This is a genomic window from Undibacterium sp. GW821-FHT11B02 (assembly GCF_058808955.1).
The window spans coordinates 1-25,167 of record NZ_JBXASD010000008.1 but is presented as its reverse complement, the minus strand read 5'-3'; the positions used below and the strand labels follow the sequence as shown (position 1 = coordinate 25,167).

Below are 25,167 nucleotides of genomic sequence, written 5' to 3'. Positions count from 1 at the left end.
CTTTATTGCAGCATCGCCTGTTGTCTTTGTATGGCTTCGGTGACGCTATCTTTAGTGCGTTCAATATGGCGACGCAGCAAAGCAACAGCTTTTTCCTTGTCGCGTGACAATACCGCCTTCATCAGGATCTGGTGTTCGTTGCTTTTGTGTCGCTCGGTCTGGCGATGCAGGGCAGAAAAACGGCGATAGCGTTCAGCCCGGTCGAACAGGGAATCGACCATACTCAGCAACAGCTTGGAAGGGCAAGCTGAAAACAGTGTGAAGTGAAAATGTTTGTGACGCTCTGCCCAGTCGTCATCCAGCGCGACCGGACCTTCGCCCAGACGCTTTTCTGTAATGCTGAGCCGGTGGAAAGCGGCCATCACATCGCCTTCCCAGGCGTCGTCACCATGTTCAATGGCGTCGCCAAGTGCTTCACCTTCGAGCAGGACACGCAGGCGCGTGATTTCTTCGAAATCTGCCACCGAGATAGGGGCAACACGGAAACCCTTGTTGTCACTGGCGTGTACCACGCCTTCTTGCGCCAGACGATTCAATGCTTCGCGAATGGGGGAGCTGCTGATGCCGTATTCTTTCGACAGGCTGTCCACCTTGAGCTTGAAGCCAGGTGCCAACTCGCAACTGACAATGGCGTGCTTCATCTTCTGTAGCGCGATGTCGATCAGCGAGCTACCTGTCTCTGGTGCGGAGGGGGAATTTTCCATGGCTTTTGGTCCTGACAGATGGGTACTTCTCATTTTATGCATAAAATGGAAATAATGCAAATAAATACGCCGGACATGGAAAATGCCCGGCGTTGCAACCAGGTTGACCTGATCAGTTTAAAACACCATGTTGTCTTGAGAAGCGCCAGCCAGGGCAAGCCGTAGCGATTTGAGCAGCGCCAGACCTTCTGCAACTGTGGCCGCACCGCCATAGACGTAATGGTCCGGGCGCACCAGTACGAATTGGCAATCATGCGCCTTCATCCACTGACCCAGGATGCCTTGTTTTTCGCGCATGCCGTAAGGTGAGCGTGGCAGGGTATCACCATCGTCCTCTAATGCGACTACGGACAGGGGCAGGGCAGCAAGACTGTCCCAACTGCGGATTTCTTCTTGCAACGGCGCCAGTCCGGCACCTGGTGCTGCGACCAGGCGGAAATGTGTGTCGGTAAAATCATCAAGCAGGGCTGTCAAGCCGGCGCTGTTTTCCACCAGCGGTTGCGGAAACAGCAAGCCACGCGCACCACTGGTATCTTGCGGTGCCAGCAAGCCGGTGCCAAGACCAGGGATCAGTGACTGGCGCACGGTTGGCCCGGTTTCCCTGGCCATGTCTGCCAGCATGCGCGTATCCCGTTCTGCGGCCTTGACAGGGTCGCGCTCGCAAATGACACGACCTAGCTCGCGGGTAACCAACGTGGTCTGCTGCACATGCGGAATGCGTTCCTGCTGATAGGTGTCCAGCAGCGCAGATGTGGCCAGCCCCTGCTTAACCATGGCAAGTTTCCACATCAGGTTTGCCGCATCACGTATACCCTGGCACATGCCTTGTGCCATGAATGGTGGCGTCATGTGGGCAGCGTCGCCAAGGAAGAACAGATTGCCGTGTCGCCAGGATTTGAGGATCAACGCGTGGAAGCGATAGGCCGATGCACGCCACAGTTCATACTCGCCAGGTTCCATCCAGCGCGCCAGCAACTTGCGGATGGCGTCTGGTTGCTGGATGCTGGCAGGTGTTTCGTCAGCATTGATCATGAATTCCCAGCGCCGGTGCATGCCGGGGCCGACGATGTAGGTGCATGGTCTTTCGCTTTCGCAGAACTGGATGTTCACGACAGGCAAGCGCTCAGCCACCTCTGGTTTGACCATCACATCGACCACCATCCATGGTTCATCGAACTGCATATCCTCCATTTCCAACCCACGGGTCATCCGCAGGGAACTGGTGCCACCGTCGCATGCCAGCACATAGCGGGCGTTGACGCGGCGTTCCTTGCCAGATTGATCGCGCAGCAGCACGCTGGCGATGTTGCCATCCTGGTCTACTGATAACACTTCGGTACCCAGTTCGGTGCTGACAGTCGGGAAGCTGCTCAGGTTACTGCGCAATGCGCCTTCGACTGCCGGTTGGGAAAACACGTAGTTCGGTGCCCAACCCAGTGGATAGGGTGCACCTGCCGGGGCAATGCGTTTGAGTACGGCACCGCCAGTGGTACGGTATTCTGAAGTCCGGTAAGGCATTACGTAGTCGGTGATCTGGTCAGCGATGCCGATGTTGGAAAAAATCCGCATTACTTCCTGATCGAGTCCAAATGCGCGCGGCTTGTCATAGATTGCCAATGCCTTGTCGACGGCAAGTGTCTTCAAGCCCCATTTTCCGGCTAGATTGGCGGCGACAGCACCCACCGGCCCCATGCCAACGATCAATACATCTACATCCATTGTTGTCTCCTTGTTGTGTCTGTCGCCTATACCTTGGTGTAGGCAGTCTTGACACTAGTAAAAAATTCGGCGGCATAGCTGCCTTGCTCGCGTGAACCGTGACTGGAACCCTTGGTGCCGCCAAACGGCACGTGGTAATCTACACCTGCAGTCGGTACGTTGACCATCACCATGCCGCTTTGCATATGCCGTTTGAAATGCGTTGCATGTTTGAGTGAAGTAGTGCAGATGCCAGCAGACAGGCCAAACGGCGTGTCGTTGGCGATGGCCAGCGCGTGCTCATAGTTGTCGGCTGCAATGGCACAAGCAACCGGGCCAAAGATTTCTTCCTGTGCGATACGCATGCCTGGCTCAGCGTCAGTGAACAGTGCCGGGCTCATGAAGTAGCCCTCGGTGTCACGCCGCAATGCTTCGCCGCCGAAGGCCAGGTGTGCTCCTTCAGCCCTACCGATGGCGACATATTCCAGATCCAGGGCAAACTGGCCGCTGTCGGCAACTGGTCCGATCTGTGTGTCGGCGTGCAAGGCATGGCCGACACGCAATGCTGTCAGTGCCTCGGTTGTGCGCTTGACGAACGCCGGATAGATACCTTTTTCAACGATGAAGCGCGATGAGGCCGTGCACCGTTGACCAGTGGAGAAATAGCCACCTTGCACCGCGCAATCAACTGCAGTATCCAGATCGGCATCGTTGAGGATGATCAGTGGATTCTTGCCCCCCATTTCCAGCTGCACCCTGGCCTGGCGCTGTGCCGTTGCCAACAGCAGTTGGCGGCCTGTATCGACCGAACCGGTAAAACTGATCGCACGCACGGATGGTGCATCGATGATGGCCTGGCCGACCACGCTGCCGCGTCCCATGACGAGGTTGAATACGCCGGGTGGCAGACCGGCGCGGCTGATGATCTCTGCCAGTGCCCAGGCGCAGCCTGGTACCAGGTCAGCAGGTTTGAACACGACTGCATTGCCATAGCAAAGGGCTGGAGCGATTTTCCATGCCGGGATCGCCATGGGGAAATTCCACGGTGTGATGATGCCCACCACACCTACCGGCTCACGCGTGACTTCGACCTCGACCTGTGGGCGCACGGACGCATGTTTGTCACCACGCAACCGCAGCGCTTCGCCGGCATAAAACTTGAAGATGTAGCCAGCACGACCCACTTCTCCCACGGCTTCCGGCAGGGTCTTGCCCTCTTCGCGCGCCAGTAGCGTGCCAAGTTCTTGTCGTCGGGCCAGCAATTCGCTGCCAATGAAGTCAAGCGCATCGGCGCGCAACTGGATACCACTATGGGCCCAGCCGTGCTGTGCACTTGCAGCGGCAGTTATTGCCTGTTGTGCCTGCGCGGCATCTGCATGGGCATATTCGCCCACCCGGTCGCTCAGGTCTGATGGATTGATGTTTTCGCGGATACTGGCACCATCAAGCCAGGCACCCCCAATGTAATTGGGCTTCATGCGCGCTGCTGCCGGATCTTTTCACGGGTGGCTTCTATCCACTCTGCACGTGACATGAAGTCGGGACGACGCCGGCACATGGCTTCGGTCTGCGCCAGGATTTGCGCGGCCGGTTGCGACAGGTCCAGTGGTTCACGGCAAGGCTGATGCGTGTAGAACGGGCTGTCAACATACATTTCCACCGGATTGCCTTCCGGGTCCTTGAAGTACAGTGACCAGGCGTTGCCATGGTCAACCTGATCGATATTCTGGATGCCAAATTCCTGTAACTGACGGTAATAGGTGCACAGGTCTTCGAGCGAACCAAGCAGGAAAGATAACTGATTGATAGGATTAAATGGCAATCCGGTTGGCTTGCCATCGAACAGCACCAGTTGATGATGGATTTCCGGATCCTGTGTCATGAAAAACAATCTGTGGCCGGTTGATGCCACCCCCTTGTCGCTGACGATGAAGCCTATCTTTGAACAGTAGAAATCAACCATCATGTCAAGATCTACACAAAAGATGCCGGTATGCGTAAATTGAATGCGAGGAAGTTTGGACATGCTTGTCTCCTTAGTGTGTATTTTGTGAAAGCGTATCAGGCTTCGTCGATGACCGGGTTGGACAGGGTGCCGATGCCAGCGATGGTGACTTCAAAGACGCCTCCAGCCTCAAGGAAAATCGGTGGTGTGCGCTTGAAACCGATGCCGCTCGGGGTGCCAGTAGCCAGGATGTCACCTGGATTCCACGGCAAGGCCTGCGAGACATAGGCGATCAGCGTCGGAATGTCGAATGCCAGTTCAGACAGCTTGCCAGATTGTAACTGCTCACCATTCAGCCGACCGGTGACGGTCAGGGTACGGTAGTCTGGAATTTCGTCAGCGGTCACCAGCCATGGACCAAGTGCACCGGTAGAGCGGAAGTTCTTGCCCATGCCGTATTGGTGAGTATGGAACTGCCAGTCGCGCACGCTGGCGTCGTTGAAGCAGGTATAGCCAGCTACATGCTCCATCGCGTTGACAGGGTCGATATGGGCGCCACCTTTGCCGATGACGACGGCCAGTTCAGCTTCAAAGTCGAAATTGGTCGATACCTTGGGTCGCAGCAATGGCGTGCCGTGGGCGATCAGCGTTTCACTGTAGCGTTGGAAAATCACCGGATACTGGCCGATCTTACGACCCGCTTCATGGGCATGTTCGACATAGTTAATGCCGACACAAACGACCTTGCCAGGCTTGGGGATGGTTGGTTCCAGTTCTACACTGGCCAGCGGATAGTCAGTCTTGCCAGTGGCAGCAAGTTGACGCGCCTGAGCCAGTAATTGTGGATCAGCCAACAATGTTGCCAGATCAGGGGCACCGGTCAGACGGTCGGTCAATTCGTTGACGCCATCATTGATGACGACACCATAATGGGCACGTCCAGCGCGTCGATAAGATATCAGTTTCATGCGGTTCTCCTTTGGTGTAAGAATAAGTATGTAAGTGTGTAAGGTGTGTCAGTGTCAAGGCAGTCCAGATGATTATAGGGTCAAATTTTAATTTTGTGCATAAAAATATTTTATTTGCATAAAAAAGATCAATGTGTATAATTTGATGCATAGGGTAGGCGATTGGCGACCGACCCACATAACATTGGTCTGACTGGAGGTACTGGATGTCGCTCGTGAATGTTCGCAAGTACAAATTGGATGTTGAAGAGTGTTGGCATGAGGGTGGTCCACGGCTGGAAACGCCGTTACGAGTGGCGGTGGCGATGGCCGTGGTGAAAAACCCCTACGCCGGTCGTTACGAACCAAACTTGATGCCCTTCATGGAAGAATTGCGTCAACTGGGGGCTGAATTGTCGGGACGCCTGCTCGCGGCGCTTGGTGGTGCGGCTGTCGTACAAGCATATGGCAAGGGTGCGGTGGTCGGTTCGGACGGTGAGCTGGAACATGGCGCCGTCTGGCATGAGGCGGGTGGCTGGGCGATGCGTGAAGCGCTGGGTGGCCCCAAGGCTATCGTGCCAGCAGCCAAGACCATAGGCGGCGTTGGTACCCGGCTGGTCATGCCGCTTGGACATATACAAGCGGCCTATGTGCGCAGCCACTTCGGTGCGGCAGAAATGACATTGTGGGATGGCCCGCGCCGCGATGAAATCGTGTTCGGCCTGGCGATGGCTACGGGTGGACGCATCCATGCACGTATTGGCGGGCTGGCAGCGGCAGATGTGAAGGGCAATGACGGCCTGCGCTGAAGCGCGGTGCATGCTCAAGGTAAATAAAAAAACAGATAAAATCAAGCAAAATCAGGTAAACACAATTTATATAATCAGGAGACAAAAATGACTAAGATGATGCGTGCAGCACGGATGCATGAGGTCGGAAAACCAATGCTTATCGAACAAATCCCAGTGCCAGAAGTGCGCCCCACTGATGTGCTGGTGGCGGTTAAGGCTTGCGGTATTGTTCCTAATCTCGGTAATGTACTGAGCAACTGGGGAACCTGGTTCCCGCATTTGCCGTTGCCCAAGCTGCCAGCGATTTTCGGCTTGGACCCGGCAGGCGTGATCGAATCGGTTGGCTCACAGGTCATTGGCTTCAAGCCAGGTGACCGCGTATATGTCAATCCGGCACGTTATTGCGGTGGCTGCCGTAACTGCCGCGCTGGTGATACCACCGCTTGCTCGCATTACACGTTTAATGGTTACTTCGGTTTTTCCAAACGCTCACAAAGCATCTACGACCAGTATCCGTATGGTGGTTTGTCTGAATTCATGACTGCGCCGCAATACAGCCTGGTACGCATACCCGACAGCATGCCTTTTGAACAGGCTGCGCGGCTGGGCTATCTTGGCACTTGTTATCGCGCGCTGCGCACTGCACAGGTCGGCCCTGGTTCTACTGTACTGATCAACGGTATCAGCGGTACCCTGGGCATAGGTGGCGCACTGTTTGCGCTGGCGCTGGGCGCACGCAGGATACTGGGTACTGGCCGTAACAAGGAACTGTTGCAACGCGTCAAAGCGCTGGCACCGGATCGCATTTCTGTGCATTCACTTGATGATGGTGTTATGCAAAACTGGGCTAATGATGTGACACAAGGCGAAGGTGTTGATGTGGTTATCGATGCCCTCGGGCCGGGAGCATCACATGGCCCGCTACTGGATGCACTCAAGACTTTGCGTCGCGGCGGCAAGCTGGTCAATGTGGGTGCGGTGGCAGGTGATGTACCGGTCAACTTGCATTACCTGATGGACAACGATATCACACTGATTGGTTCGGCCTGGTTCACTACTGCGCAGGGGCAAGAGATGGCGGATCTGGCCGAAGCAGGCGTCGTCGACCTGTCTATTTTCCAGCACCAGATTTATCCGCTGGAACAGGTCAACGAAGCCATAGGCGGCATCGAGAACCGCAATGGTGGTTTCAGTAATTTCGTCATTCGCCCATAGGAGTCCAGCAATGAAGATACGACGCGTAGTAACAGGCCATAATGCCCAGGGTAGTGCGGTGTTCGTGGCTGATGGCGATGCACCCCGCGCGCATACTTTTGCGCATATACCTGGGCATGCATTTGCACAAGTCTGGGCCACCGGCTCGCAAGCGGTGGTGCCGTATGCAGGGCATGACCAGACTCTTGAGCGCGGCTCGCTGGTGCCGTCACCAGGTGGCACCAGTTTGCTGGTGGTGGACTTTCAACCGGATGCCGTCATGGCCAGTCCGACCATGGATTTCGCCGCAGTCGGTGCAGAATTGGGGGTCAATTTACCTGGTCTGGTCGACACCTTTGAAGCGGATAACCCAGGCATGCATACGGTAGACAGCATCGACTACGGCATCGTGCTGGATGGCGAAATCTGGCTGGAGCTGGATCATGGCGAGCAAAAACTGCTAAAAGCCGGTGATATAGCGATCCAGAATGGTACCCGCCACGCCTGGCGCAATAAAACCGACAAGCCGGTGCGCGTGGCGTTTGTGCTGATTGGTGCCCAGCGACAAGGGAGCTGAGATGGCAGCCAGTATCAATGATGCAATGCAGTCGCTGGTGTTTCGTGCTGCCCGCAGTCAGAATCGCTGGCTGGCGCGCGGCGTGCCAGATGCGCTGCTGGCCGAGCTTTATGATCTGCTGCAATGGGGGCCAACCAGCATGAACTGCACGCCGATGCGGGTGCTGTTTTTGTGCACACCAGAGGCCAGACAAAGGCTGATGCCGGCACTGGCACCAGCCAATGTCGAAAAAGTAACCAGCGCACCGGTGGTGGCAGTGATTGCCTATGACACGGCGTTTCACACACAGTTGCCACGGCTGTTTCCACACCGGTCTGATGCTGGCAGCATGTTCGAGCGTGATGCCCAACTGCGCGAGAGCACTGCCTTCAGGAATGGTACGCTGCAGGGTGCCTATCTGATGGTGGCAGCGCGCATGCTGGGGCTCGACTGCGGACCGATGTCAGGCTTCAATCAAGAGATAGTCAACCAGGAATTCTTTGCCGGTAGTACGCTAAAGGTGAACTTTCTATGTGGTCTTGGTTACGGTGATGTGACTGGTTTGTTTCCGCGCCATCCAAGGTTGGCGTTTGAAGAGGCCTGCACATTGCTGTAGGTTTGCTAGCCTTAATTATTGACTCTTAGCCTAATCCCAGCGGTTCACGATAGTCCCGTGCCATGGCTTCCAGCCAGGTGCGGAACGTCGACAGCGTCGCATTTTCTCCCTTGTGTTCGGGGTAGATCAAATAATAGCTGCGGTCACTCAGGTACTGGTGTTTTGCCACCATGACCAGTGCGCCACGCTGCAATTCATCTTCTATCAAAAAACGAGGTATCAGGGCGATACCCATTCCATGCAGTGCGGCCTCGGCCAGCATCGAATATAACTCGTAACGTGGTCCTGCCATGTCGCCCTCTACCTGCATATCGCGTGAGGCAAACCAGTCACGCCAGGCATAGGGGCGTGTGCTTTGTTGTAGCAGCGTGTGGCGACTCCATGCTGCAGGACTGATTACTGCACGTGCCCCAACCAGCGCAGGGCTGGCGACTGCCACCAGATTTTCTCGCATCAGAAATATACCCTCGGTACCAGGCCAGGTTGAAGTACCGGCGTGGATAGCGGCGTCGAATTGCGTGTCCCCGAACAGGAATGGCCGGGTATGCGCGCTCAGATTGACGGTGATGCCAGGATGTGCCTGCGCAAACTGGGGCAGGCGCGGCAGCAGCCACTTGGTTGCAAACGTCGGCACCACACCCAGTTCCAACGTGCCGCCTTGTCCACCCTTGGCCATTAGCGCCAGTGTATCCCGCTCTACTTCATCCAGTCTTGCCGTTACTTGCCGGCTGTAAGTCATGCCGGCGTCGCTCAGCACCACACCACGGCGGCTACGGCGAAAAAGTTTCACACCTAAAAAATCTTCCAGTGCGGCAATCTGACGGCAGATCGCACTTTGTGTCAGCGCCAATTCGTCCGCTGCTTTGGTAAAGCTTTGATGGCGCGCTGCAGATTCAAAGGCTGACAGGGCAGCAGTAGAGGGGATTTTTCTGCGCATGACATGGCTCCAGCAATTTAACAAGTGCGTTTTACGCACAGATCAGTGCGAACAAATCGTTTGTCGCCTCTTCCAGTGGATTGTACATTAGAGCTGTCTTCAATTACAGAGTGAGTTCGGAATGAGCCAAATGCATAAGAAAGCTGCCTTTCAATGGGATGACCCGCTGCTGCTCGAGCAGCAACTGAGTGATGAAGAGCGCATGGTGCGTGACTCGGCACGCAGCTACTGCCAGGAACGTCTGGAGCCACGCGTGCTGGAAGCATTCCGTAACGAACATACCGACTTGGCCATTTTTCGTGAGATGGGCGAGTTGGGCTTGCTGGGTGTGACCATCCCTGAGGAATACGGTGGTGTTGGCCTTGGTGCCGTTTGTTACGGACTGGTGGCGCGCGAGGTTGAACGTGTCGATTCCGGCTATCGTTCGATGATGAGCGTGCAGTCATCGCTGGTGATGGTACCTATCTATGAATTTGGCAACGAAGCCACGCGCCGCAAGTATCTGCCTAAACTGGCCTCTGGTGAATGGATAGGTTGTTTCGGCCTGACCGAACCAAACCACGGCTCCGACCCTGGATCAATGCTGACGCGCGCCAGAAAAGTCGATGGTGGCTATGTGTTGAGTGGTGCCAAAATGTGGATTACCAATTCGCCGGTAGCCGATGTGTTTGTGGTGTGGGCCAAGGACGACAGCAAGCAGATCCGCGGCTTCGTGCTGGAGAAAGGCTGGCAAGGCTTGTCGGCACCAACCATCCACGGCAAGGTCGGCCTGCGCGCCTCCATCACCGGTGAGATCGTCATGGATGAAGTGTTCTGTCCTGAAGAAAATGCCTTTCCTGACGTACGTGGTTTGAAAGGGCCATTCACTTGCCTGAACAGCGCCCGTTATGGTATCGCCTGGGGTGCGCTGGGTGCTGCTGAAGATTGCTGGCACCGTGCACGCCAGTATGTGCTGGATCGCAAGCAGTTCGGCAAACCACTGGCAGCGAATCAGTTGATCCAGAAAAAACTGGCCGACATGCAGACTGAAATTACCCTGGGCCTGCAAGGCTGCCTGCGCCTGGGCCGCATGAAGGATGAAGGGACTGCAGCGGTGGAAATCACTTCCATCATGAAACGCAATTCTTGCGGTAAGGCGCTGGACATCGCCCGCATGGCAAGGGATATGTTGGGCGGCAATGGCATCAGTGATGAATTTGGTGTCGCCCGCCACCTGGTCAATCTCGAAGTGGTCAACACCTATGAAGGTACCCATGATGTGCATGCGCTGATACTTGGCCGTGCAATAACTGGTATCGCGGCCTTCTGATGATGGCGGGCATGACATTACCTGCAGGTGCGTTGGCTGGCTTGCGCGTGCTGGACCTGTCGCGTGTGCTGGCCGGGCCCTGGGCTGGGCAGTTGATGGCCGATCTGGGTGCTGATGTGGTCAAGGTCGAACGACCTGGCGTTGGCGATGACACGCGCGCCTGGGGGCCACCCTGGCTGAAGGATGAAGATGGCCAGCCCACTTCCGAATCAGCCTATTACCTGAGTGCCAACCGTAACAAACGTTCTGTGACCATCGACCTTGGACGGCCAGAAGGCCAGCAACTGGTACGTCAACTGGCCACCAGGGCTGACATCGTGCTGGAAAATTTCAAGGTTGGTGGGCTGGCACAATATGGCCTGGATTATGCCTCGCTAAAAGAAGTCAATCCTCGCCTGATTTACTGCTCTATCACCGGTTTTGGGCAGACAGGGCCGTATGCCTCGCGTGCCGGTTATGACTTCCTGATACAGGGCATGGGTGGCTTGATGAGCGTTACTGGCCGACCGGATGGCAGCGAAGGCGCAGGCCCGCAAAAGGTTGGCGTGGCGCTGACTGACGTGATGACGGGGCTGTATGCATCGGTTGCCGTGCTGGCCGCACTGGCCCATCGCGAACGTACGGGGGAAGGCCAGCAGATTGACCTGTCACTGCTTGATGTGCAGGTGGCGTGCCTGGCCAATCAGGCATCAAGTTATCTGGCGAGCGGCGTTACACCGCAGCGTATGGGTAATTCGCATCCTACTATCGTGCCGTATCAGGATTTTCCGACTGCTGACGGCTACATGATCATCGCGGTTGGCAACGACGGACAGTTTGCCAAATTCTGCAGCACTGTCGGCCATCCGGAATGGGGCAGGGAAGCACGCTTTGCCACCAACCCGGAACGCGTACGACATCGTGAAGAACTGGTGGCATTGATACGCGCAGTAACAGTGATGCGTGGCACCGCTGAATGGGTTGCCATGATGGAAGCAGCCGGTGTGCCGTGCGGGCCAATCAATACGCTGGAGCAGGTGTTTGACGACCCACAGGTAAAGGCACGCGGCATGCGCATCGAGATGCCGCATGTGACTGCAGGCAAGGTGCCACTGGTTGCCAATCCTATCCGCTTGTCGGGGTCGCCAGTGCAGTACCGGCAGGCGCCACCGACGCTGGGTCAGCATACAGACGAGGTGCTTGGCGGCTGGCTGGGTTTGAGTGAAACGGACCTGGCAGCCTTGCGCAGAGAACATATCGTATAGGAGAAAGCATGAAGGTATTGGTCGCAGTAAAACGGGTGGTGGACTATAACGTTAAGGTACGTGTCCTGTCTGACGGTACGGGCGTTGATATTGGCAGCGTCAAGATGTCGATGAATCCTTTCGATGAAATTGCTGTCGAAGAGGCTGTGCGCCTGAAAGAACGTGGTGTGGTTTCCGAAATCGTGGCCGTATCTTGCGGTGTGTTGCCGTGCCAGGAGACGCTGCGTACGGCATTGGCGATAGGTGCCGACCGCGGCATCCTGATACAAACCGACATTGAGCTGCAGCCGCTGGCCGTGGCAAAGCTATTGCGTGCAGTGGTGGAGCAAGAGCAGCCACAATTGATCATCCTGGGTAAACAAGCGATTGACGACGATTGCAACCAGACCGGCCAAATGCTGGCGGCGATGCTGGATTGGCCACAGGCGACATTTGCTTCGCAGTTGTCGGTTGCCCACGGCAAGGCCACCGTCAGTCGTGAAGTGGATGGTGGGTCAGAGACAGTGGCGTTGACGCTGCCTGCCATTGTGACCACTGATCTGCGTCTGAACGAACCCCGTTATGTCACTTTGCCCAACATCATGAAGGCCAAGAAAAAGACACTGGATATCGTCACGCCGGCGGTACTGGATGTGGACGTAGCACCCCGGCAGATCACGTTGCAGGTACGCGAGCCATCCAGGCGCACTGCTGGCATCGTGCTGCCTGACGTTGCCGCGCTGGTTGACCGGCTGCGTAACGACGCCCGGGTAATCTGACTGTTTTTTAATTTCATCAAATCCTACACTTATGACAGCCCTCGTTATAGTAGAACACGACAATGCAAGGCTCAAAGCGAGCACACTTCACGCCGTTACCGCCGCCATGCAATGCGCTGACGAAGTTCACCTGTTGGTCGCAGGTCACGACTGTGATGGCGTGCTGGATGCGGCATGTCGTCTGGCCGGAGTTGCCAGGGTACTCGCCGTTGATGCTGCACAATTTGCTGACGGCCTGGCGGAGAACATAGCGGCGCAAGTCGTAGCGTTGGCGGGGCCATACAGCCATATTCTTGCCCCGGCCACTGCCTGGGGTAAGAATATATTGCCGCGTGTGGCAGCGATGCTGGATGTGGCGCAGATTTCTGACGTTACCAGAGTCATATCTGCAGACACCTTCGAAAGGCCAGTCTATGCCGGTAATGCCATCGCGACCATGCAGTCTCTGGACCGCGTGAAATTGATCACCGTTCGTAGCACCGGCTTTGATGCAGTGGCAACAGATGGCGGTAATGCTGTACTTGAGGCATGTACGGCGGTCGCGGTATCGGTGAAATCGGTTTTCGTCAGTCGTGAAGTGGCGAAGTCCGAGCGCCCTGAACTGACTGCTGCAAAGATTATTGTGTCTGGCGGGCGCGGCCTTGGTTCGGGCGAGGCTTTCAAAATACTGGAACCACTTGCCGACAGGCTGGGAGCAGCCATGGGCGCGTCGCGCGCTGCAGTGGATGCCGGTTTTGTGCCAAACGACTGGCAAGTGGGGCAGACCGGCAAGATCGTTGCTCCGGCGCTGTATATCGCGGTCGGCATTTCTGGCGCAATCCAGCATCTGGCAGGCATGAAAGAATCAAAGACCATTGTCGCCATCAACAAAGATCCTGAGGCCCCCATCTTTGCCGTTGCCGACTATGGCATCGTTGGTGATCTTTTCGATATTGTGCCGATGCTAGTGAAGGCGCTTGATGTATGAATTTATAGACCTGACTGAAATAGTATGGCGACGCAGGTAATCGTCAAATTACACGCGCCAATTTTTTGCGAAAGTGAAATTGGCGATTTTTGTCATCAAGGACGCAGTGCGGCCAGCCGTGCTACTGCTTCCTGCAGATTCTCCATTGAATTGGCGGTGGAAAAACGCACAAACCGTGCGGCTTGCAAAACGAGCGCGAATGGGTTGCCTTCTGCGAGTCAGTATTGGAGGAACCAGGCTGGCACAAGACTCCAAATTTTCGATGAACTCGCGCCGGGTTGACTCACGTAGAAGGGGAGATTGATATGCAGCTTGGCGCATACAGAATAGTGAGAACTTTCGGTTACCTGGAAAGCTATGTCATTCCTTGTGGTCGTCGGCGGCCAGAAAACACCCGCTATTGGCGGGTGTCATGCAGCTATTAACCAATAGATTGTAATGGATATAGCAGTTTTATCGCAAAATCGGTCTGGTTTGTTCAGGGACCAAACCGGTTGATTTTGCCACTGATGACCATCATCAAACTATAATAACCCATCAGAAATGCCTGGACTACCTGGACATCTTTATTTTTCGTAAAAGGCGACAGCATGCCGCCTGCGTTGAAGGCGAGATTGCCAATCGTATTCGGTACGATGGCTGGGTCGTCATCGGGGGCTCCAGGTTTGGCTGCAATGGTATAGTAGAGATTGGCAATGACTGGTGTGTTCCAGGCTAGGTTGAGGGTGAATTCCAACCATTGAGATAGTGCCGATCCAGGAAATTTAATGTCGATCGAGAATCCTTTGAGAAGAGAGAGATCGGTGAGAAGGCCATTGAGATTTTGGTCCCAGCGCTGACCTTGCATCAGAGCCGTCGAGAGATCTGGCGCCACATAGGCGATGTTGGACACTGCAGCGATTTTAGGCCAGATGCTGGTCGGTGTCGGTAATGGTTCTTCACCTTCCGGGACGCTTGGCGCGCCCGGAGTGTTAAAGGAGGCCAGTATCATGCCCAGAGCGCCTGCGATGGTGCAAAAGCCGGCTACAAACGCAAAAGTCCCCAAAGCATCTCCATGGAGCAACGGCGTACGGTTGGTTGCAGCCAGGTGTGCTTCAGCCGTTATGTGTTGCGGAGGCGCACTTGGTTGCCGTGATGGCGCAAGTATCTGTTGAATTTCAGTCATCCCGATCGCGCTGATCAGTGATTTGGTCAGTGCCGCATTATGTGGAAAAGGTGTAGAACCTGCCGCGATTTTGTAGACGATGGTGGCCGGTATGGCGCTGATAAAGCAGATCAAGTCAAGGAAGGACAGATCTTCATCCGCAATTTCATGGTATAGCCACGACAACACCGGGATATCAATTTTTGCCGTAAGCAAATCCATTATGCCATCTGCCAGTTGGGAGAGCACGTCTACGACGGCCAGTATAATATTCTCTGTGGTTTGTAACAGACCGTCGGCGGCGATGGCGAGAAATTTTTGCAATATCTGCGTCAGTGACAGTGTTCCGAACTGGTCGATGATGTCGGTCTTGAGTGCATTGGCAGCACCGGTCAGCGTGGATTGTTCGCGTGAAATCAGGTCGAGCAAATCTTTGAAGATGGCCTCGGAAAAGCTGGGAGCAGTATAGGCAGAATCAGCAGTACCGGCATTACCCTGAAAATGGTGTAGGCCAAAGTTAGCTGCTGCACTGTACTGGCCTTCCAGCGGGCCGTGCGCGGCAACGGTCGCGTCAGGGGTTTGTCCAAAATGGGGGAGGTCACCCCATTTATTGATATCGTTCTGTAGGCTGGTGAAGGCCGCTGTAATATTTGCTTTATCAGCACGCAAATTGATGATGGCTTGTTGCACATATTGAGTAAAGACATTCTTCAGCACTCTATGGGTAGAGACAATATCTTTCCAGAGGAAGAGAAATTCCAGGAAGAGTATTAAATCTTGAATTCCAGTTTTGATGGCATTAAACACCCATTTGACGGCCCCAACAACCGCTTCAGCACTGTCGAGAAGGCCCTGGTAAACCTTGCCTGCGATCCTGGCGATCAGATGCCATGCGCCGCTGGCGACGTCTTCGACGATATCGACAACATTTTCCACGCCCGATTCCAGCCATTGCAGGATGTCACCGGCATCGGCGACGATAGCATCCGGGAAGCTGGCCAGCGCCAGTGTTCGCCTGGGTAAGGACAGCTTGTCAATCGGGAGGTCCAGGAGTGTCATGTGGGGAGGCGCACTACTGGAGAGCCTGGTGTAGGCCGTCATCAACTTACCATTGGATGTTGCGACGGTCTTGAGGTCAATAATCGGTGTGCCTGGCTGCACCAGCGGGCGTGTACTGCCGTCGGCGTTTGTGATCACGGCATTGCTCAGGCTGGCCTCGGAATTGAGCTGAGCCACTTTGTTCATCGGCCCGTCCATGGGGTTGATGGAGACTGGCGTTCCGCCCAGCACAGAGACGCTAAGCCGTGTGCCATGGATGGTATTGTTTACGCTTTCGATGATGGTGACGCTGCCGAGCTGGTCGGTACTCACGGCAACGGGCGTGGTGTCGAGTATGTAATACAGGTTGTTGATGAAGAAGCCGCCGCGTGACAATGCACTCAGCATCAGGGGCGCATTGACCACTGGCCGGTTATTCTCGTCGCTTAACTGTAGCCGGGTCGTGTAGGAAGAAAAACTGTGTGGCGCGATTGTGGGTGCCGGTGCTGGCATGTTGATCCTGCTGCTGGTCCATAGACTGGTCAGCGACGAGCGCGTCATCTTAAATACGACATCGTCACCGACAGCAAACAGGGTGTTGCCAGAATTGACCCTGTTGACATAGGGTGACACCTGATCGATACCGGATAGTATCGGCAGCGGGTGGCTCCAGGCCGAGGCTGTCGTCAATGCCTGGTTGGGGCAGGCGGAATAAAACACCTGGTCGTCCTGATTCAAGCCCCAGATGGTGGTCTGACTGTCGCCGCGATAGGCGAACAGGCGTGTCACACCGAGAAGCAAGCTGTGCTCAAACAGCAAAGTCGCGGTGGTAGAATCTTGTTGTGCCGTGCTGGCAACATAATACAGCGCGCTGCCGCTGACGACGAATAAATCCGTGGACATGTCGGGATTGCGGGTTACGGCGATGGCGTCGGCAATGGCTCCGCCAGGCAAGTCGAGCCGGGTTGGAAGCGGAGGGCCATCACCAAAAATATTGATCAAGGGAGTAAATACCAGCTGGCCGCTGCTGCCAGCTTTGCCAGCGGTATAGATGCCGTCCACCATGCCGCCGGGCAAGCGCCCCATACAGCTGCTGAAGTGATCCGCTTCGATGTCTACGGGCAGATCGTGGCGGTGCCAGTAATAGCCATCTTTTTTTGCGGGGTCGATATAAAATCTGGTCACGTCCTGGACTGGACTGGCAGGGTCGCGCAGGATATCGACAACGATGTACTGTCCACCACTGCCTGCCTCACCCAGGAAAACATTGACGATCGTTAATGTGGAGGGCTTTGTGACCGAGTTGTCGAACTGGATTGCCTGCCAGTTGGGCGCGCTTGCCCAGCTGATGTCCGTGTTGGAATTACCCAGGCAAAGATAGAGCTGGTCACCAGTATCCTCGGCCACCACCATGACCATACTGAGCGAGCCGTCATTGGCACTCTGACCGGCTTCAAAAGTGCGGCAAGTAGCGCTGACCTGCCCAGGGAAATCCTGTCTGATGCGTGCAGAGCTCAGGTCGGTTTTTGACCAACCAGTTGCAGATTGGCCGCTGCTCTCGAGGATCAGGTTAAACACGCCATTGGTATCAATGGCAAACAACAGGGTGTGACCATCGGCGGTCTGTAATGCTTCAAATTTCTTTTGCGGTGAGATTGATTCGGCATGCAGATAATTTTTCATCAACTCGGATGAAAATGTAAGTTTTGCGTTAGACATGGTGTTCCTTTTTCTGTATGGTTTGGACGTAAGGCGTCCGCGTACGGTAGACACCCCCGTCCGATTTTGTGAGACCAGTCCTGCCTTGATCCGCTCAGCTCTGGCTCAGTTTTTGGTCAGGGCCACTTCCACTGCGGTCAGGCACGAGCCATGTATCCGTCAATTCGGTTTTACATAGGTAATTTTTGTGACCAGGTCCTGGTTCTCGGAAAACGCCACGTCTCTATAGGTAAATACGCGCGCTCCGGGAAATACGAAGCTTTGCAATCCCAGGCCGGGGATGTCGGTGATCCTGGTGGACAGGTAAGCCGCAACATTGTGTTTAATATCTTCGCCAATATCCTTGACACTGGTGAAATGGTTGGCAAACCAGCCTGCGTCTGGTGATTCGGAATTGTCTGCCGAGGTGCTGACCGGGTTGCTGATTTGCAGTTGCCCGTTTTGCCCGACGGATAGTGTGTAGACATCGGTCAAGGTTTTATCAAACGGGTTGTAGGTGGTACTCGACAAATCCCACGCCACGTGGGCCCTGATTTTCAGGTGTTGCACGATGGTGATCTGGTTGCCTTTGAAACTGACGTTGCAGTCATAATTACTCCAGAGTTTCAACTGCCCGTAAGTTGCTCCTGCGCTGGTATCGTCTTCGGCATAACTGTTATAGCTGATGCTCAGCACGGTGTCGCCCGTGGCAGGGATCGTAACGGTTTGAGGTGTTTTTCCTGGACTCAGTGTCCAGTTGTAATCGACTTTACCGGTAATCGGTGCCCAGGTATGGTCGCAAGTGACATACACACTCACGCCGATACAGGAACTGCGCACGATGGGCATGAGGATGTTTTGATAGTAGCTTGCAAGCGTGTTACGGTTGATGGCGATCACACCACTTTCGTTGTTCATCTCAGCGGGATCGACCCAGTTCCAGTCAAAGCTGGCCACCCCTGGCAAAGCATGATTGTTGGCAGCGCACAGGTAATTCAGGGTTGTGACTTTTTTTTGTTCAGATGTGGGATTGGGGATGACGACGCCGTTGCCATCGAGGAAAAGGCCTACTTCCCGTTCCATGCCGGTCAGCCGCAATGTGGAGCCATCGGGTGTGTTGGCGACGGCGTGGATGGACAGCACAGGTTCGCCCTGTGCTTTGAGTGTTGCAAAGTAACCGTTCACGAAGGCACGTGTGAGCACGGTGGCGGCATCCGAAGTCGGCGCCAGGCCTTTGATCACAGGGACAGATTCCAGTGCTGCATTGTCCAGGTCAAACAGTAATTGTTGCAGGCTGAACGCGCCCGAACCCAGGTTGATCAGCTTATTGAGGAGCGCTGCTTTCTCTGCTGGATGGCTGTTAAAGTAAGGCGTGTTGAGCTCACTATTGAGGTCTTGGTAGACCAGATTGACCTTGGTCGTGAAATGCCAGGATTGGTCGGCTGGTTGCGTCCAGACATTCCACACACCAGCACCGCTGAACCCACCGGGCGGCGTATTCTGGATGACCTGGAACTGACTGCACAAGAGATTGAAGGTAACATTGTTTGCCGACGACCCCAGGCTGACAATGGCTGGCAAGTCCCGCGGCAGGATGTCTGGCGGTAAGCCCAGTTTCATTTTGATGCCGACGATGAAGCGGCGCATCGTCAGCGCGGTGATGCGGGGGTCGCTGTAGTTGGTGCCGTCAGGTATCGAAAAGGGATCAATACCATCGGTACGCGCCTTGAGGTCAGCCAGACTGATCATGATGGTGGGATTACCCGACTCGTCAGCAAGAAAACAAAGCACCGTTTCGGGTTGCGAGATCGTACTCAGATACTCTTTCAAACTGGCGTTAATACTGGCTTCGGTAGTGGCAACGACAAAATCGTAGCCATATTTGGAATTGGACAGAAAAGATTGATTAGCAGACATGATTTTCCTTTAACGGTTGTATTTCGGTTAAAATTTCAATTTAACAACATGGCGACTGTCAACTGCATGAATAACTGAACGCTACCTTCCAGGTGACAAGACGACTGCAGGAATTAATCCGGCATATCGGATTTCTTTGCTGGATATCAGTACAACCTGCGCTTGTTTATCGATTGTTGTACGATCCATTTATTTATTTATTTTCATTATAGTGAGACAATAATTCTCATTAAATAGTCTGATTGGACTAGAGGAACGCAGTTTATTTACTTGTTATGTTCCACCATGATTCTGTGTGTGCCACTATGCTGCCAACCACCATTCTCCTTATTGATGATCATGCGTTGATGCGATCTGGCCTCGCATTGCTTTTGTGCTCAGGTATTCCCGGGATTCAAATTGTGGAAGCCGCCTCACTCACTGAAGCCATGCACGTTACCGTTCATGTGCCCAGTATTGTGCTTTTGGATATCCAGTTACAGGGGTTGAATGGTCTCGATGGAATTGACCTGCTTAAGCGTAGGTGGCCACAAGTACCCATCGTCATGCTATCCTCGGACTCGTCACCAAAAACTGTACAACAAGCACTTGAGCGAGGGGCTCTCGCGTTTGTCTCCAAAGGGGACTCGGCTGATAACATACTCAAGCTTGTCGGTCAGGTCCTAAGTGGACAAGTAATAAAATTCCCTCATCCCGGCGATGCGGGTGCGATCGAAGATCGTTTTGCTCAAACACATTTAACGCCGCGACAAAACGAGGTATTGAATTTACTTTGCCAGGGATTGGCAAACAAAGTGATTGCCCGACAACTCAATCTTTCAGAAAATACTGTGCGTGCTCATGTGCAAGCGGTGCTGGCATTTTTGCAGGTTACAAGTCGTTCCGAAGCAATTTTCGTGGCTCATCGCCGTGGGCTTGTTGGTTAGCCGGAGATAAGGACGGATGCAAGTTAGCCAGGCGATTCTCAACGAGCGCGTGCGGTATGCGGAAAGTAATTTCCTCGCAACTGCGCTCATCAATCTGACTGGCGTATGTGCAACAGCATGGGTGTTTTGGGGCTTCGTCTCCCACGTTTATTTGTTCGAATGGGTTGTTTTTTTTGTTGGTTTAACTGTCATCTGGCTTTTCATTGTCCGGAAATTTCGTGGGCATTCATTGAACCCTGAACAGATAAACCGCCTGTTCAGTTATATCAGATTGCTTGGTTTTACTACCGGAACAGCCTGGGCCGTCGGCATGTTTGCCTTTTTTTCTTACGGCCAACTCTTAGAGCAGTTTGCATTTCTGTGTGCGGTCATTTTGCTCGGTGTCTGTACTGCTATTTACTTTGCACATGATTTTCTCGCATTCCTGAGCACCTTTCTTCCATTTGGTTTATCAGCTATTTGCATTATGGGGGGCCAAAAGCCATTCGCTTTGCCCTTGGTGCTGTCAATTGCCATGTTTATTCCTACGCTTATAGTATTCGCACGTTATCTTAGTAAAATGGTGAGCGCTTCATTACAACTACGTTTTGAGAATATTGAACTAGTCGCTGAACTAAAGATACAAAAAGAAGTAGCTGAATCGGCGACATTGGCAAAATCACGCTTTATGGCGGCAGCCAGTCACGATTTACGGCAGCCGATTCATGCACAAGGTTTGTTTCTGGAGGTTCTCGCACGTAGCGAGCTGTCAGCGGACCAGCGACAGATTCTGATGAGCATTCGCTCGGCATCGACAGCATCGGCTGAAATGCTCGACAGTTTGCTTGATTTTTCGCGTATTGAAGCTGGTGTGATCGAAGCAAATGTGCGCTCATTCCACCTACAAGCCTTGCTGAACAAGATTGAAAATGATCTTGCACCGCAAGCTAACATCAAGGGTATCGTGTACCGTTTGCGAGAAACAAGCATTGCCGTTCAGTCTGATCCCGCACTGGTCGATTTGATCATACGTAATCTGACATCAAATGCGATTCGCTATACCGATCACGGTGGAGTATTAGTGGCCTGCCGTAAACGTGGTGGTTGCGCCGTGGTTGAGATATGGGATACTGGTATAGGTATTCCAGCATCTCAGCACAAGGAAATTTTTCGAGAATTTCATCAACTCGGTAATCCTGAACGAGATCGTCGCAAAGGGTTGGGATTGGGGCTCGCGATTGCGAGCGGCTTGGCGCAGAAACTTGGACACCAATTAGAATTGAAGTCCGTTCCAGGGCAGGGCAGTGTATTCAGACTTATTTTACCTCTAACCAATGACCGTGTTTTGACACAAAGTGACATTGACGACACTCTCAGCAATGCATACAAAATTAGTGCCAGGGTATTGGTAATCGACGACGATGAATCTGTGCGTAGCGCTATGGTTCAATTGTTGAACGCATGGGGCTGTAACTGTATCGCCGTTGAATCCATAAAAGATGCGCTTATGACATCACAAGTCCTTGCGCCGGAAATCATTATCAGCGACTACCGATTGCGAGAACTGTACAATGGCGCGCAGGCTATTGACATGATACGCAAGCAATGTAGCTACGATATACCCGCACTCTTGATTACTGGCGACACTGCCCCGGAACGACTTCGGGAAGCAAGCGCCTCTGGCATTCCGTTAGTGCATAAACCAGTTTCCCCAGCATTACTTTTTCGGCGAATGACTGAATTGCTGAATGAATCGCAATATGGATTCAAATACGAACAACCAGAAGTACATGAAATAAGCCAGTAAATTTACGCGCCCATTGGAACGAAATCCTCAGGCTAGCATCGTCGATCAAGCATGGCACAGTCACGACTTCGCTGATGTTGCGCAAAACGGTGAACGGGATGCTAACTCGACGCTGATTTTAGCTTGGCTACGCGTCGGCCTCTGTGTCATTGGGATTCAAAGCCACCAATTTGACGAGTAGGGGAGTGGTAGACACTGGGCTGTACGCGTACATCAGGCACCCTGCTTACGTCTGTAAAAATCTGGCATGGTGGATATTTGCGGGAGGTACGGCCTATCAAAACGCCGCGACAGGTAAACCTTACATCTTCCAGTTCGTCGCGCTAGCCGTGTGGTCGTGGATTTACTCGCAACGTGCCATCACGGAGGAACAGCACCTTACAGATTCAGAATACTTGACATATATGAAAGATGTGCCTTATCGTTTCATATCCCTAGGTGATATAACTATGTCAAATGTTCAGTGTACGGTTTTTCTTGTTTCTGGTAATGTTTCTGCCGTTGCTTGGCCGTGCTCATATAACTGCTTGTGTAGATGCAGACGGTAAGAAAACATACACAGATCGGGAATGTCCAGGAAGTACGGTTTCTAGAATCGTACGTGTTCCTGACCCGCCTTTGCAATTTACTACTGTAAATCCGCCACCACCTCATGTGCCGGTTCCTCGTAATAACACAATTTATTTAAGCCAAAACAAGCCCTTTGACTATCAAGGGCTTGCTATGGCCGGAGTCAAAAAAGATGATGGTCCGGTCGGGTCTACCTTCAATATTTGGGGTTATCAGCTTAAAAAAGACCTGGCTTTTTACTTCTTTGCGTTCGTGATATCGATGTCCGGCCTATTTTTGGCCGGGTATTTACTGTCAATAATGCGACGTCGAGCATCGTCCAGTTGAGCGTACAAGCGGCCCAGTTATCCGACTGCGTGGAAACATAAAATCAATTGAATGTTGTGAGCTTCATGGAGTATATGCGGCTCAGTCAATCATACGTAAAATTGTGTTTCTTGCATTTTTATGGCGCATCACGAAAATTATGCTAATCTTGCCACATGACTACTGTACTTTCACCCATAGAATCTGAATTTGCAACTTCGGAAGAGGCTGCGTCGTCTTATGACACATGGTTCCGTGCCAAGGTGCAAAAGTCGATTGATGACCCACGTCCTAGCGTTCTGCATGATCAGGTAATGGCTGAGATGCGTAAATTGTTGGAGCCAAAGCGCAATTCTGGTTGAATGGCCATCCTTATTTGTATCGACGTGGCCGTTGGTTCATTCGAGACTGTCGGAAAACGGCAATTCACGATGCAAGGCGACGACGATTTTATAGATTGGTGGAGGTCGAAAAAAACTCCTGCGATTAGCAAGTGTTTCAAAAAGGGAGATTTTGGATTACTTAGTGTGTTGTCGGCTGCAATGCAAAAAAGGCAAAAAATGTATTTATTGTGGAGGTCGTTTGCACATCTTTCACAGATTTGGTTTCAGGGGGCTGAGCTGAAATTATCACAAATACCGTGAATCTTATTCAAGACAGAATAGGGGCAGGTATTGCGTTTAGAAATTGAACGCAAAAGAATCACATAAAATGCTTTTCTGCGAACTTGCTAGCATTTTTTTCTTGACGCAACCAAAAGGTGATCTATAAATAACAATAGCCAGCAAGGTTGCTGGCTATTAATCGTGCAGGAGACACCCTATCAGATAGCGTCCAATTACACATCTTTTCGTGCGCCCACGGTAATGGTAGCTCGAAAGAAAAACTATTATTCACACGCTATGACAATAGACAGTTGTCTCTCTATTGTCAAGGGAGATTTTTTGCACCCTTCATTTCAGGAGGGAGCATGCCAGAGTACTCGCAAGATGTTAGGCGGAACGTACGCGCCCTGATCAAAAGACGCGGTTTATGCAAATATAGCGTCTGGACAGGCTTCGCATCAAAAGGTCAGTTCAAATTCTCTCTAGGTGGAACGCCAAACGTCTTACATTTGATATGGATGGAAGGAGATCCAGACGTCTTGGAATACCGAATTCCGAATCATCTTGATAAAGATCTAGAGGATTCAAAAGATGATTTTCCAGATGCCATCTGTGTGATGAGTTCGGGCGAAGTCGAATGGCGAAAAATCAAACCCGAGGGTGTTGCCGAAGAGCTAGTTTATAAAAAGTTCGAGCAAAAAATTCCGGTATCCGAACATGGTGCTAAATGGCGATTGATAACCGCTAAGGACCTCGCTCAACACGCGACTCTTATCAAGAATTGGCGCCGCGGTTTGGCTTATATGTGGGCAGCAGCCCAATACGATTTGCATCCCTACATTTATGACATACGGATTGTTCTTACGCGCGATAAGCCAATGTCGCTCAAACAGATTCTCGATGTCTATCCAACAAAAAATGAGCCTTTGCTGATTGCAGCAATTTTCCAACTAGCACAAAGACTTGAAATTGAGACCGATTTGGCAGAAAAACCGTTTGGTTTCGACACTATCGTTCGGGGAAGTTGATTATGGACTCCATGCAATTACGCCAGCCACGTCGAATAGCGCGCAGAGATTTAACGCCGGAACAATCTCAAACATCAAGATGGCAGGAACCAAATATCGCTGAATGGAGTAAAAAACAAGAACAACGTTACTCCCGTTTCAAGGCAGCCATTATCGATTACCTTGATGGGAAAAAAATCGCTGAGATTGAGCAACGTTACAGTTTGTGTATTTCTCAAGTGCAAGAGCAGGTTTGGCGTGCATTGCAGCCAGACGGGAATAATCTGCCTTTAGGATTCTGCGCACTTATTCCAAATCTTCAAGTTGTGGAAACTGCCAGGCATAAACCCCTTCCGTCAGGAGCAAAGCCTTCTGCATCACAATGCAAAGGTGGGTTGAAATACATATTAAAAGTGGAAGGGTTGTATGAGCTTCCCTCGGTAATTAGTTCACCATCAGGTGAATGTCATGCAGCCAGATTCTCTTGAATTTGTTTCTTCATCC

The 25,167-nt window shown here is 52.8% G+C and carries 23 protein-coding genes and 1 pseudogene; 16 read left to right on the top strand and 8 right to left on the bottom strand.

Going from position 1 to position 25,167, the window contains the following annotated elements:
* Positions 1-2 precede the first annotated feature (2 nt).
* The 5 genes from AC1RVX_RS18005 to AC1RVX_RS17985 all read right to left on the bottom strand — a co-directional run bounded on the left by AC1RVX_RS18005 (position 3) and on the right by AC1RVX_RS17985 (position 5,315).
* Positions 3-704 (bottom strand): GntR family transcriptional regulator, encoded by a 702-nt coding sequence (locus AC1RVX_RS18005; RefSeq protein WP_493217979.1) that lies wholly within the window; start codon positions 702-704, stop codon positions 3-5.
* A 117-nt stretch (positions 705-821) separates the two neighbouring features.
* A complete protein-coding gene (locus tag AC1RVX_RS18000; RefSeq protein ID WP_493218216.1) occupies positions 822-2,453 on the bottom strand; it encodes a bifunctional 3-(3-hydroxy-phenyl)propionate/3-hydroxycinnamic acid hydroxylase in 1,632 nt (543 codons plus the stop codon).
* The gene (locus AC1RVX_RS17995) at positions 2,450-3,880 is read right to left on the bottom strand and encodes an aldehyde dehydrogenase family protein (protein WP_493217978.1); all 1,431 of its coding nucleotides are present in this window, start codon (positions 3,878-3,880) and stop codon (positions 2,450-2,452) included. The genes AC1RVX_RS18000 and AC1RVX_RS17995 overlap by 4 nt, the downstream gene beginning before the upstream one ends.
* Complete coding sequence (locus AC1RVX_RS17990) at positions 3,877-4,428, bottom strand: VOC family protein (protein WP_493217977.1); 552 nt, start codon at positions 4,426-4,428, stop codon at positions 3,877-3,879. Before AC1RVX_RS17990 ends, AC1RVX_RS17995 begins: the two co-directional genes overlap by 4 nt.
* A 35-nt stretch (positions 4,429-4,463) precedes the next feature.
* Positions 4,464-5,315, bottom strand: coding sequence for a fumarylacetoacetate hydrolase family protein (locus tag AC1RVX_RS17985; RefSeq protein ID WP_493217976.1), 852 nt, complete (start codon positions 5,313-5,315; stop codon positions 4,464-4,466).
* A gap of 206 nt (positions 5,316-5,521) precedes the next feature.
* On the opposite strand from AC1RVX_RS17985, the gene AC1RVX_RS17980 reads away from it, so the two are divergent.
* The 4 genes from AC1RVX_RS17980 to AC1RVX_RS17965 all read left to right on the top strand — a co-directional run bounded on the left by AC1RVX_RS17980 (position 5,522) and on the right by AC1RVX_RS17965 (position 8,451).
* Complete coding sequence (locus AC1RVX_RS17980; RefSeq protein ID WP_493217975.1) at positions 5,522-6,103, top strand: amino acid synthesis family protein; 582 nt, start codon at positions 5,522-5,524, stop codon at positions 6,101-6,103.
* A gap of 87 nt (positions 6,104-6,190) precedes the next feature.
* Positions 6,191-7,300 (top strand): alcohol dehydrogenase catalytic domain-containing protein, encoded by a 1,110-nt coding sequence (locus tag AC1RVX_RS17975; protein ID WP_493217974.1) that lies wholly within the window; start codon positions 6,191-6,193, stop codon positions 7,298-7,300.
* Between the two features lie 10 nt (positions 7,301-7,310).
* Complete coding sequence (locus AC1RVX_RS17970) at positions 7,311-7,856, top strand: cupin domain-containing protein (RefSeq protein WP_493217973.1); 546 nt, start codon at positions 7,311-7,313, stop codon at positions 7,854-7,856.
* 1 nt (position 7,857) lies between these two features.
* Positions 7,858-8,451, top strand: coding sequence for a malonic semialdehyde reductase (locus AC1RVX_RS17965; protein ID WP_493217972.1), 594 nt, complete (start codon positions 7,858-7,860; stop codon positions 8,449-8,451).
* 25 nt (positions 8,452-8,476) lie between these two features.
* Here the strand turns inward: AC1RVX_RS17965 and AC1RVX_RS17960 are convergent, their stop codons facing one another.
* Positions 8,477-9,388, bottom strand: coding sequence for a LysR family transcriptional regulator (locus tag AC1RVX_RS17960; RefSeq protein ID WP_493217971.1), 912 nt, complete (start codon positions 9,386-9,388; stop codon positions 8,477-8,479).
* A gap of 130 nt (positions 9,389-9,518) precedes the next feature.
* Here AC1RVX_RS17960 and AC1RVX_RS17955 point away from each other — a divergent pair, with 130 nt between their 5' ends.
* From AC1RVX_RS17955 to AC1RVX_RS17940, 4 genes are read left to right on the top strand one after another with little or no spacing between them, the layout of a single operon-like run.
* Positions 9,519-10,697 carry an acyl-CoA dehydrogenase gene (locus tag AC1RVX_RS17955; protein WP_493217970.1) on the top strand — a complete coding sequence of 393 codons (1,179 nt, stop codon included), beginning with the start codon at positions 9,519-9,521 and terminating at the stop codon, positions 10,695-10,697.
* Positions 10,698-10,708: 11 nt separating this feature from the next.
* Positions 10,709-11,941, top strand: a complete 1,233-nt coding sequence (locus tag AC1RVX_RS17950; protein ID WP_493217969.1) for a CaiB/BaiF CoA transferase family protein — start codon at positions 10,709-10,711, stop codon at positions 11,939-11,941.
* An 8-nt stretch (positions 11,942-11,949) separates the two neighbouring features.
* On the top strand, positions 11,950-12,699 hold the full coding sequence (locus AC1RVX_RS17945; protein WP_493217968.1) for an electron transfer flavoprotein subunit beta/FixA family protein: 750 nt from the start codon (positions 11,950-11,952) through the stop codon (positions 12,697-12,699).
* Between the two features lie 31 nt (positions 12,700-12,730).
* On the top strand, positions 12,731-13,666 hold the full coding sequence (locus tag AC1RVX_RS17940) for an electron transfer flavoprotein subunit alpha/FixB family protein (RefSeq protein WP_493217967.1): 936 nt from the start codon (positions 12,731-12,733) through the stop codon (positions 13,664-13,666).
* Between the two features lie 478 nt (positions 13,667-14,144).
* Here the strand turns inward: AC1RVX_RS17940 and AC1RVX_RS17935 are convergent, their stop codons facing one another.
* Positions 14,145-17,567, bottom strand: coding sequence for a hypothetical protein (locus AC1RVX_RS17935; protein ID WP_493217966.1), 3,423 nt, complete (start codon positions 17,565-17,567; stop codon positions 14,145-14,147).
* Positions 17,568-17,726: 159 nt separating this feature from the next.
* Entirely contained in the window at positions 17,727-19,463 is a 1,737-nt protein-coding gene (locus AC1RVX_RS17930; RefSeq protein WP_493217965.1) for a hypothetical protein, read from the bottom strand.
* A gap of 305 nt (positions 19,464-19,768) precedes the next feature.
* On the opposite strand from AC1RVX_RS17930, the gene AC1RVX_RS17925 reads away from it, so the two are divergent.
* The 8 genes and pseudogenes from AC1RVX_RS17925 (at position 19,769) to AC1RVX_RS17890 (ending at position 25,151) form a co-directional block, all read left to right on the top strand.
* Complete coding sequence (locus tag AC1RVX_RS17925) at positions 19,769-20,389, top strand: response regulator (protein ID WP_493217964.1); 621 nt, start codon at positions 19,769-19,771, stop codon at positions 20,387-20,389.
* Positions 20,390-20,405: 16 nt separating this feature from the next.
* Positions 20,406-22,175, top strand: a complete 1,770-nt coding sequence (locus tag AC1RVX_RS17920; protein ID WP_493217963.1) for an ATP-binding response regulator — start codon at positions 20,406-20,408, stop codon at positions 22,173-22,175.
* Positions 22,176-22,177: 2 nt separating this feature from the next.
* A pseudogene (locus AC1RVX_RS17915) lies at positions 22,178-22,261 on the top strand (Tn3 family transposase); the annotation flags it as partial.
* A 57-nt stretch (positions 22,262-22,318) separates the two neighbouring features.
* Complete coding sequence (locus AC1RVX_RS17910) at positions 22,319-22,723, top strand: methyltransferase family protein (protein ID WP_493217962.1); 405 nt, start codon at positions 22,319-22,321, stop codon at positions 22,721-22,723.
* Positions 22,665-23,072, top strand: a complete 408-nt coding sequence (locus AC1RVX_RS17905; protein WP_493217961.1) for a hypothetical protein — start codon at positions 22,665-22,667, stop codon at positions 23,070-23,072. The genes AC1RVX_RS17910 and AC1RVX_RS17905 overlap by 59 nt, the downstream gene beginning before the upstream one ends.
* Before the next feature lie 155 nt (positions 23,073-23,227).
* Positions 23,228-23,413 carry a type II toxin-antitoxin system RelB family antitoxin gene (gene relB, locus AC1RVX_RS17900; RefSeq protein WP_493217960.1) on the top strand — a complete coding sequence of 62 codons (186 nt, stop codon included), beginning with the start codon at positions 23,228-23,230 and terminating at the stop codon, positions 23,411-23,413.
* A gap of 608 nt (positions 23,414-24,021) precedes the next feature.
* Complete coding sequence (locus AC1RVX_RS17895; RefSeq protein ID WP_493217959.1) at positions 24,022-24,684, top strand: hypothetical protein; 663 nt, start codon at positions 24,022-24,024, stop codon at positions 24,682-24,684.
* A gap of 2 nt (positions 24,685-24,686) precedes the next feature.
* Positions 24,687-25,151: a hypothetical protein gene (locus tag AC1RVX_RS17890; protein WP_493217958.1), complete on the top strand. Its 465-nt coding sequence runs from the start codon at positions 24,687-24,689 to the stop codon at positions 25,149-25,151.
* Positions 25,152-25,167 lie beyond the last annotated feature (16 nt).

Coding starts and splice junctions, on each gene's coding strand:
- AC1RVX_RS17955 (WP_493217970.1), top strand. CDS start 9,519: ATGCATAAGAAAGCTGCCTTTCAATGGGATGACCCGCTGCTGCTCGAG.
- AC1RVX_RS17965 (WP_493217972.1), top strand. CDS start 7,858: ATGGCAGCCAGTATCAATGATGCAATGCAGTCGCTGGTGTTTCGTGCT.
- AC1RVX_RS17890 (WP_493217958.1), top strand. CDS start 24,687: ATGGACTCCATGCAATTACGCCAGCCACGTCGAATAGCGCGCAGAGAT.
- AC1RVX_RS17975 (WP_493217974.1), top strand. CDS start 6,191: ATGACTAAGATGATGCGTGCAGCACGGATGCATGAGGTCGGAAAACCA.
- AC1RVX_RS17985 (WP_493217976.1), bottom strand. CDS start 5,315: ATGAAACTGATATCTTATCGACGCGCTGGACGTGCCCATTATGGTGTC.
- AC1RVX_RS17995 (WP_493217978.1), bottom strand. CDS start 3,880: ATGAAGCCCAATTACATTGGGGGTGCCTGGCTTGATGGTGCCAGTATC.
- AC1RVX_RS17990 (WP_493217977.1), bottom strand. CDS start 4,428: ATGTCCAAACTTCCTCGCATTCAATTTACGCATACCGGCATCTTTTGT.
- AC1RVX_RS17980 (WP_493217975.1), top strand. CDS start 5,522: ATGTCGCTCGTGAATGTTCGCAAGTACAAATTGGATGTTGAAGAGTGT.
- AC1RVX_RS17950 (WP_493217969.1), top strand. CDS start 10,709: ATGACATTACCTGCAGGTGCGTTGGCTGGCTTGCGCGTGCTGGACCTG.
- AC1RVX_RS17940 (WP_493217967.1), top strand. CDS start 12,731: ATGACAGCCCTCGTTATAGTAGAACACGACAATGCAAGGCTCAAAGCG.
- AC1RVX_RS17925 (WP_493217964.1), top strand. CDS start 19,769: ATGCTGCCAACCACCATTCTCCTTATTGATGATCATGCGTTGATGCGA.
- AC1RVX_RS17905 (WP_493217961.1), top strand. CDS start 22,665: ATGTTTCTGCCGTTGCTTGGCCGTGCTCATATAACTGCTTGTGTAGAT.
- relB (WP_493217960.1), top strand. CDS start 23,228: ATGACTACTGTACTTTCACCCATAGAATCTGAATTTGCAACTTCGGAA.
- AC1RVX_RS17895 (WP_493217959.1), top strand. CDS start 24,022: ATGCCAGAGTACTCGCAAGATGTTAGGCGGAACGTACGCGCCCTGATC.
- AC1RVX_RS17960 (WP_493217971.1), bottom strand. CDS start 9,388: ATGCGCAGAAAAATCCCCTCTACTGCTGCCCTGTCAGCCTTTGAATCT.
- AC1RVX_RS17930 (WP_493217965.1), bottom strand. CDS start 19,463: ATGTCTGCTAATCAATCTTTTCTGTCCAATTCCAAATATGGCTACGAT.
- AC1RVX_RS17920 (WP_493217963.1), top strand. CDS start 20,406: ATGCAAGTTAGCCAGGCGATTCTCAACGAGCGCGTGCGGTATGCGGAA.
- AC1RVX_RS17945 (WP_493217968.1), top strand. CDS start 11,950: ATGAAGGTATTGGTCGCAGTAAAACGGGTGGTGGACTATAACGTTAAG.
- AC1RVX_RS18005 (WP_493217979.1), bottom strand. CDS start 704: ATGGAAAATTCCCCCTCCGCACCAGAGACAGGTAGCTCGCTGATCGAC.
- AC1RVX_RS17935 (WP_493217966.1), bottom strand. CDS start 17,567: ATGTCTAACGCAAAACTTACATTTTCATCCGAGTTGATGAAAAATTAT.
- AC1RVX_RS17970 (WP_493217973.1), top strand. CDS start 7,311: ATGAAGATACGACGCGTAGTAACAGGCCATAATGCCCAGGGTAGTGCG.